This is a genomic window from Micromonospora globispora (assembly GCF_003857015.1).
Classification (GTDB): Bacteria; Actinomycetota; Actinomycetes; order Mycobacteriales; family Micromonosporaceae; genus Micromonospora; species Micromonospora globispora.
In genome coordinates, this window is record NZ_QGGF01000766.1 from 1 (window position 1) to 772 (window position 772).

At 70.1% G+C, this 772-nt stretch carries 2 protein-coding genes; both read left to right on the plus strand.

What is annotated here, in order from left to right; genetic code table 11:
* A partial coding sequence (locus DKL51_RS35980) for a site-specific integrase (RefSeq protein WP_221623285.1) occupies positions 1–337 on the plus strand: 337 nt, incomplete at its 5' end.
* A gap of 44 nt (positions 338–381) precedes the next feature.
* Positions 382–772, plus strand: a 391-nt coding sequence (locus DKL51_RS35985) for a tyrosine-type recombinase/integrase (protein WP_260428767.1), incomplete at its 3' end; no start/stop codon positions are given.

The window sequence follows — 772 nt, forward strand, 5'->3', positions numbered from 1 at the left end:
CGCGGCGGTTTCTGCCTATCTCGGTCGCTACCGCGGTGACTCGCGGCTGCACACCGAGTCCGACCTGCGCGTCTTCCTGACCTGGTGCGCCCACCACGACCTGAAGCCGCTGTCGGCCGCACGCGTGGACATCGAGCGGTACGTGCGTTGGCTCCAGGACGTACGCCGCTTCCAGCCCTCGACCGTCTCCCGTCGCCTGTCAGTGGTGGTCGGCTTCTACCGCGTCTGCATCATCGACGGCATCCTCCCGCACTCTCCGCCGACTAGGTCCGCCGACCGGTCGTACCACCCGAATCACCCACCCTCGGGCTGGGCCACCTACAGTTCGAAGCCCTGATCACCGCCGCACGGCTGTCGGACAACCCGAACGACTTCGCCCTGATCGCCATGCTCGGCCTGCTCGGGCTGCGGATCTTCGAAGCCTGCGGCGCCAACATCGGCGACCTCGGCGAGGAACACGGCCACCGCGTCCTGCGGGTGCGCGGCAAGGGCGGCAAGGTCGTCCTCATCCCGCTGCCGCCCGCCGTGGCCAGGGCCGTGGACCGGGCGGTCGACGGCCGCATCGATGGTCCGGTCCTGCGCAACACCCTCGGGGCGCGGATGGACCGGCATGCCGCAACCCGCCGGCTCAAGCACCTCGCGGTCAGCGCCGGGATCCGGATGCCGAGGATGCACCCGCACATGCTGCGCCACACCTTCGTCACCACCATGCTCGACGCTGGCCTGAGCCTGCGCGACGTGCAGATCGCCGCCCGTCACGCCGATCCGCACA